A 6,042-nucleotide genomic window follows, 5' to 3' on the forward strand; every position below is an offset into this window, starting at 1 on the left:
GGGTGTTCTTCTCCCCACTTTCGGGACGAACCGGCGAGCTCACGGGCGCCTCAGCCGCCGACGTCGCGGGCGATGCCTTCGGCCCGGACGAGCAGGGCGGCCGACGGCGTGACCCTGCCGGTGAGGTAGGTCGACCACCGGGATCCCGACGTGCCCATCCGCGCGGCGAAGTCCTTGCGTGACAGCCCGCTGGCCGACACCGCTGCCAGCATCCGGCGGGCCACTTCTGCCCGCTCGCGCGCCTCCCGGCTCGTCCGCGCTGTCGCCAGGACCCGGTCGAGCATGATCGTCATCGCGGGGTTCTCCACCGATCCGGCGACCTCGGCGACCTCGTCGGCCACCCGGCCCCAGGGATGCGCGATCACAGCCGCGGCGATGCGGCGCCAGTCCCGGATGTCACCTCGCTCGACGGCGGTCAGGATGCCCTCGAAGCCCCAGTCCTCGACGGGGTCAGCCGGGGACACCTCGAGATGGCGGAACGACAGCGTCACGGCCGCCCCACGACCGTGCCGGTGGCGACCGCCCGACAGGTCTCCACGGTGCTGGACCAGTCCTGCCACCGCGCGGACAGCCCCTTGTACTGGCTCAAGCGCTGGACGGTTCGGGAGTCCTTCGGGGACGGATCGAACAACTGCCGTGCCACCTGGCTGGCGACGGCGCCGACGTCGGCGGCCGCGCTGCCGCCGACGAGGACGGCATCAGGGACGAGTTGCTGAAGTCGCGCGGCGGACTGCAGCACGCCCGCCAGGATCGGATCGAGGTCGGCCCGAGCCGGCAGTGCGGCGTCGGCGTCATCAGCCATGGAGTGGTGTTACCACTTGTGATAACGCCGTTTGCTCACTCGGCCGGGGCGAACACCTTCCCCGGGTTGAGCAGGCCGTCCGGGTCGAAGGCGGCCTTGATCCGCCGTTGCAGGGCCAGCTGGTCGGTGCCGAGCTCGTCGCCGAGCCAGCGGCGCTTGAGCACCCCGACGCCGTGCTCACCGGTCAGGGTGCCGCCGAGCTCGAGGGCGTAGCGGAACAGTTCGTCCGCGGCGTCCCAGACCCGCGGCGGCACCTCGGTGCCCGCGAACACGAAGGTCGGGTGCAGGTTGCCGTCACCGGCGTGCGCGTTGGTGGGCACCATGACCCCGTGCCGCTCGGCGATCTCGGCGATCTTCACGTACATGTCCGCGAGCCGGTCCCGCGGCACGGCGACGTCCTCGATCAGCGCCGTGCCGAGCTGCGTCAACGCCGGATGAACCTGCCGACGGACCTGGACCAGCAGGGCCGCTTCGTCGGCGTCGCGCGCGAACTCGACGGTGGCCCCGTTCTCCTCCAGGACCGCGCGGATCGCCTCGGCCGTCTGCTGCGCCCCGGGCCCGTCCGTCTGGATCAGCACGAAGGATCGGCCACGGCCGATCAGGTCGACACCGGTGTAGGCGCTGACCTGGGCGAGGATCGGCTCGTCGAGCAGTTCCATGACGGCCGGCTCCAGGTGCGCGGCGGTGACGGCCGAACAGGCGGCCGCGGCCGCCGCGACGTCGTCGAAGTAGGCGCCCAGGGTGGGGACGGGCCCGGTGATCGCCGGCCGCAGTCGCAACGTGCACTCGACGATGATCCCGAGCACGCCTTCCGAGCCGATCATCAGGGCGCACAGGTCCAGGCCGGTGACGCCCTTGACGGTGCGGTGCCCGACGCTGATCAGGGTGCCGTCGGCGAGGACCACCTTCAGCGCGAGCACCGATTCCCGGGTGACGCCGTACTTGGCGCAGAGCAAGCCACCGGCGTTGGTCGCGATGTTGCCGCCGACGGAGGAGATATCCTTGCTCGCCGGATCCGGCGGCCACCACAGGCCCCGCTCGGCCAGCACCGTGTTCAGCGCGCCGTTGAGTACGCCGGGTTGAACGACGGCTAGCCGGTTCGCCGGGGAGATCTCCAGGATCCGGTCCATCCGGGCGGTCGAGAGCACCACCTCACCGGCCCCGCCGATCGCGCCGCCGGCCAGGCCGGTACCCGCTCCCCGGGTGACGATCGGTGTGCCGGTCGCGGTGCAGATCCGGCACACCGCCTGCACGTCCTCGATGTCCTCGGCCTCGACCAGCGCCAGGGGAGGGGCCGCGGTCGCGTGCCCGGACTCGTCGGCGCGGGCCCGGGCCAGGGTCGCGTCGTCGGTGCGGACCTTCGCCCCCAGCGCCTCGACCAGCCGGCCGAGCACGTCCGGGACGGCGGGTTCGGTCGGCTCGGTTCCCGTGTCGTCGACCGGCCGGGCCGGGGTGGTGCCGGACGTGATCATCGTCGTTCCTCCTTCGGGGCGGCGGCCGGGCCGGCGATGGGGTTCCGCTCGAGGCCGCGCCGCCGACCCGGATCGTTCGCGACACGGCCGGAGCCGCGCCGCAGGGGCTGGGTTATGTCGGTGTGATTTCCTACACTGTCACGAGTGTCCACCGACTCGCCTCTCGGGCGTGGTGCCGCCGTGACCTCGGCGGCCCCCGATGCCCCGGCCCACCCCCCGGCTCCGCGCTCCGCCCCGCCCGCCGTCATCTCCGCCCGTGACCTGACCAAGGTCTACGGCGAGACCCGCGCCGTCGACGGGATCAGCTTCGACATCGCCCCGGGCGAGGCCTTCGGGCTGCTCGGCCCCAACGGCGCCGGCAAGTCCACCACGATGCGGATGATCGGCGGCGTCACCGGCCGCACCGGGGGCGAGCTGACCATCATGGGCCTGGACCCGGAGCGGCACGGACCGGAGGTGCGGGCGCACCTGGGCGTCGTGCCCCAGCAGGACAACCTGGACGAGGAGCTGCGCGTCCGCGACAACCTGCTCGTCTACGGCCGGTACTTCGGGCTGCCGTACCGGTACCTGCAGCAAAAGGCCGACGAGCTGCTCGAGTTCGCGCAGCTGACCGAGAAGGCGAAGGCCAAGGTGGACTCCCTCTCCGGGGGGATGAAGCGGCGCCTGACCATCGCCCGGGCGCTGATCAACGAGCCGCGCATCGTGATGCTCGACGAGCCGACCACCGGGCTGGACCCGCAGGCCCGCCACATCCTCTGGGACCGGTTGTTCCGGCTCAAGGAACAGGGCGTGACGCTCGTGCTGACCACCCACTACATGGACGAGGCCGAACAGCTGTGCGACCGGCTGATCGTCGTGGACCAGGGCCGGATCATGGCCGAGGGGTCCCCGGCGGCCCTGATCCGGCAGTACTCCACCCGCGAGGTGCTGGAGGTCCGGTTCGGCACGGACCGCAACGCCGCCGCCGCCGGCGCACTGGCGGGTGTGGGGGAGCGGATCGAGGTGCTGCCGGACCGGGTGCTGCTCTACGCCTACGACGGCGAAGCGGCCCTCGACGAGGTCACCGCCCGCGGTCTGCACCCGGTCACGTCGCTGGTCCGCCGTTCCTCGCTGGAGGACGTGTTCCTGCGGCTCACCGGCCGGAGTCTGATCGAATGATCGGGTCGAACGAATGACGCAGGCACTGCCCACCGCCCTGACCTACTCGGGCCGTGCGCCCGGGCCCGTCGTCTCCGCCGCGCGCGCCCGGCGCTGGGGCGCCTTCTACTTCGCCGAGCACGCGTTGCGGAGCATGCGCGCCTACGCGGGCACCATCGCGGTGGAGAGCATCGGCTCGCCCCTGCTGTACCTCTACGCCCTCGGCGTCGGTCTGGCCGTGCTCGTGGACCGCAACGGTGTCGCCGCCGGCGGCGTCAGCTACCTCCAGTTCGTCGCCCCCGCCCTGGTCACCTCGGCCGCGCTGATGACCGTGGGCCTGGAGATGATGTTCCCGGTGATGGACGGATTCAAATGGCGCCGCGTGTACTACGGCCCGAACGCGTCCCCGATCAGCCCCGGCCAGATCGCCGCCGGCCACATCATGGCCGTCGGCGTGCGGCTGACCGTGCAGACCGTGGCCTACGTCGGCATCCTCTACCTGTTCGGCGCCGTCCCGGCGCTCGGCACCGGCTGGCTGATGGTACCGATCACCGTGGCGGGGGCGCTCGCGTTCGGGGCGCCGGTGATGGCGTACTCGGCGACGCTGGAGGGGGAGGGCTTCCAGTTCTCCATGATCCAGCGGTTCGTGATCACCCCCCTGTTCCTGTTCTCCGGCACGTTCTACCCGCTGGAGACGATGCCGTCCGGCCTGCAGTGGATCGGGTGGATCTCCCCGCTCTGGCACACCACGCAGCTGGCGCGGGTGGTCTCCTTCGGCCTGCCGGTGCCGGCCTGGCAACAGGTCCTCCACCTGCTGGTCCTGGTCGTGCTCGCCGTCGCCGGCATGGCGCTGGCCCGGCGCTCCTACACGCGCAGGCTCGGCCGATGACCGCGCCCGCCGACGCCACGGCACCGCAGCTGACGCCGTCGGACCGGCCCCTCGCGGCGCTGTACTCGCGCAACGCCGGGGCGGTGATCGGGCGCGGGCTGCGGGTGATCCGCAGCCAGAACTGGATCATCCTGGCCTCCGGGTTCTTCGAACCGGTCTTCTACCTGCTCTCCCTCGGCGTGGGCCTGGGCACCCTGGTGGGGCAGGTCGGAGGTCCCGGCGGGACGACGATCAGCTACGCCGCGTACATCGCCCCGGCCCTGCTGGCGGTGTCGGCCATGAACGGGGCCATCTACGACTCGACGTGGAACGTCTTCTTCAAGATGAACTTCGGCAAGCTGTACCAGGGGATGCTCTACACCTCCCTGGGGCCGCTCGACGTGGCCGTGGGCGAGATCTTCCTCGCCCTGCTCCGCGGCGCCATCTACGCCGTGGGTTTCACCGGCGTCATGCTCGTCTTCGGGCTCGCCACCTCCGCGTGGACCCTGCTGCTGATCCCCGCCGCCGTGCTCGTCGCGTTCGGATTCGCCAGCTTCGGCATGGCCGTCACGAGTTACATGAAGACCTTCCAGCAGATGGACCTCGTCACGTTCGTGATGATGCCGATGTTCCTGTTCAGTGCCACCTTCTACCCGCTCTCGGTCTACCCGGAACCGATCCAGTGGATCGTCCAGGCGATGCCGCTGTGGCACGGCGTGGAACTGATGCGCCAGATCAGCGTGGGCGTCTTCAGCGGGGCGACGGCGGTGCACCTGCTGTACTACGTCCTCATGATCGCCGTGGGGCTGATGCTCACCACCAGCCGGCTGCGCGCACTGTTCCTGAAGTAGCCGCCGTTCCTGACGCGGCCGGGGTGGAGCAGCCCGTTCGCCTCGGGTGGAACCCGTCCGCTCGCCCGGCCGGGTGCGGGAGAATGAGCGCATGGCTGGCTCCGCGCGTCACGACTCCCGCCCCGACTCCCGCACGGGTTCCTCCTCCCGCAGCATCCTCACCGGTTCCGGGTTCGCCGGACGCGCGTACGACGGCGCCGGGACCGGGGCGCGCCGGTCCCCGCTCGGCGGCGGTGGATTGATGCTCGCCGTCGTCATGCTGGTCTTCCTGGTCGCCGTCGTCTTCGCCGCCAACCAGAACGACGTCGTCGGCTGGTTGGTGGTCATCGTGGCCGGGGGCTGGCTGGTGCTCGCCCTCGTGGTCTTCCTGGCGGTCCGTCGCGCGGCCGGGTTCGGCGCGACGCAGTTGGCCACCGCCAACGACACCATCCGTTCGGCCGCCGGGCTGGCGCCGTCGGCCACCGGCGGTCCGGGCACCCGGGTCGTCTCGGCCTCGGCCGCGGACCCGGTGCGGGACGAGAAGCTCGCCCACAGCCTGCGGATCGTCCAGGTGCAGGGCCGCGTGGTCGAGCAGGAACTGGCGAAGGCGCCGGCCGCCCAGGACGCCGACCAGGTCGCCCGCGCCCTCGAGACCCTGCAGATCACCGCGCACAACGCCCTGGGCATGCTCGGCGTCGACGACGACGCGTCACGGCGCGACCGCCCCAGCCGGGACGGATCCAGCCGGGACGGTGGACCCGGCGACGGCGGACCGATCAGCGGCACCGTCGTCGACTGACAGTGATGATGGAGGTAGTGGTTCCCCCGGGTGGGTCTGACTCACCGACTGACCGACGCTCCGGCTGTCTTGTTTGCGATTTGTCGGTCCACTGCGGGGGGATCGCTACGCACGCGACCGGACGGGCGTCTGTG

At 71.4% G+C, this 6,042-nt stretch carries 7 protein-coding genes; 4 read left to right on the forward strand and 3 right to left on the reverse strand.

Annotated features, from left to right (window positions below; all coding sequences use genetic code 11):
- Positions 1–50: 50 nt before the first annotated feature.
- Genes BKD30_RS13970 through BKD30_RS13980 form a run of 3 tightly spaced genes read right to left on the reverse strand, consistent with a single transcriptional unit; the run spans position 51 to position 2,274 of the window.
- Positions 51–491: a helix-turn-helix domain-containing protein gene (locus tag BKD30_RS13970; RefSeq protein WP_076705542.1), complete on the reverse strand. Its 441-nt coding sequence runs from the start codon at positions 489–491 to the stop codon at positions 51–53.
- Positions 488–802 carry a hypothetical protein gene (locus tag BKD30_RS13975; RefSeq protein WP_076705543.1) on the reverse strand — a complete coding sequence of 105 codons (315 nt, stop codon included), beginning with the start codon at positions 800–802 and terminating at the stop codon, positions 488–490. Before BKD30_RS13975 ends, BKD30_RS13970 begins: the two co-directional genes overlap by 4 nt.
- A 35-nt stretch (positions 803–837) precedes the next feature.
- Entirely contained in the window at positions 838–2,274 is a 1,437-nt protein-coding gene (locus BKD30_RS13980; RefSeq protein WP_083956547.1) for an FAD-binding oxidoreductase, read from the reverse strand.
- 180 nt (positions 2,275–2,454) lie between these two features.
- Here BKD30_RS13980 and BKD30_RS13985 point away from each other — a divergent pair, with 180 nt between their 5' ends.
- From BKD30_RS13985 to BKD30_RS14000, 4 genes are all read left to right on the forward strand, one after another.
- Positions 2,455–3,432, forward strand: a complete 978-nt coding sequence (locus BKD30_RS13985; RefSeq protein ID WP_076705545.1) for an ABC transporter ATP-binding protein — start codon at positions 2,455–2,457, stop codon at positions 3,430–3,432.
- 13 nt (positions 3,433–3,445) lie between these two features.
- A complete protein-coding gene (locus tag BKD30_RS13990) occupies positions 3,446–4,300 on the forward strand; it encodes an ABC transporter permease (protein ID WP_076705546.1) in 855 nt (284 codons plus the stop codon).
- The gene (locus tag BKD30_RS13995; protein WP_076705548.1) at positions 4,297–5,130 is read left to right on the forward strand and encodes an ABC transporter permease; all 834 of its coding nucleotides are present in this window, start codon (positions 4,297–4,299) and stop codon (positions 5,128–5,130) included. The genes BKD30_RS13990 and BKD30_RS13995 overlap by 4 nt, the downstream gene beginning before the upstream one ends.
- Positions 5,131–5,221: 91 nt before the next feature.
- Entirely contained in the window at positions 5,222–5,908 is a 687-nt protein-coding gene (locus tag BKD30_RS14000; protein WP_143588207.1) for a hypothetical protein, read from the forward strand.
- Positions 5,909–6,042 lie beyond the last annotated feature (134 nt).

This window comes from Tersicoccus phoenicis (genome assembly GCF_001968835.1).
GTDB classification, from domain to species: Bacteria; Actinomycetota; Actinomycetes; order Actinomycetales; family Micrococcaceae; genus Tersicoccus; species Tersicoccus phoenicis.

Coding starts and splice junctions, on each gene's coding strand:
- BKD30_RS13975 (WP_076705543.1), bottom strand. CDS start 802: ATGGCTGATGACGCCGACGCCGCACTGCCGGCTCGGGCCGACCTCGAT.
- BKD30_RS13995 (WP_076705548.1), top strand. CDS start 4,297: ATGACCGCGCCCGCCGACGCCACGGCACCGCAGCTGACGCCGTCGGAC.
- BKD30_RS13990 (WP_076705546.1), top strand. CDS start 3,446: ATGACGCAGGCACTGCCCACCGCCCTGACCTACTCGGGCCGTGCGCCC.
- BKD30_RS14000 (WP_143588207.1), top strand. CDS start 5,222: ATGGCTGGCTCCGCGCGTCACGACTCCCGCCCCGACTCCCGCACGGGT.
- BKD30_RS13980 (WP_083956547.1), bottom strand. CDS start 2,274: ATGATCACGTCCGGCACCACCCCGGCCCGGCCGGTCGACGACACGGGA.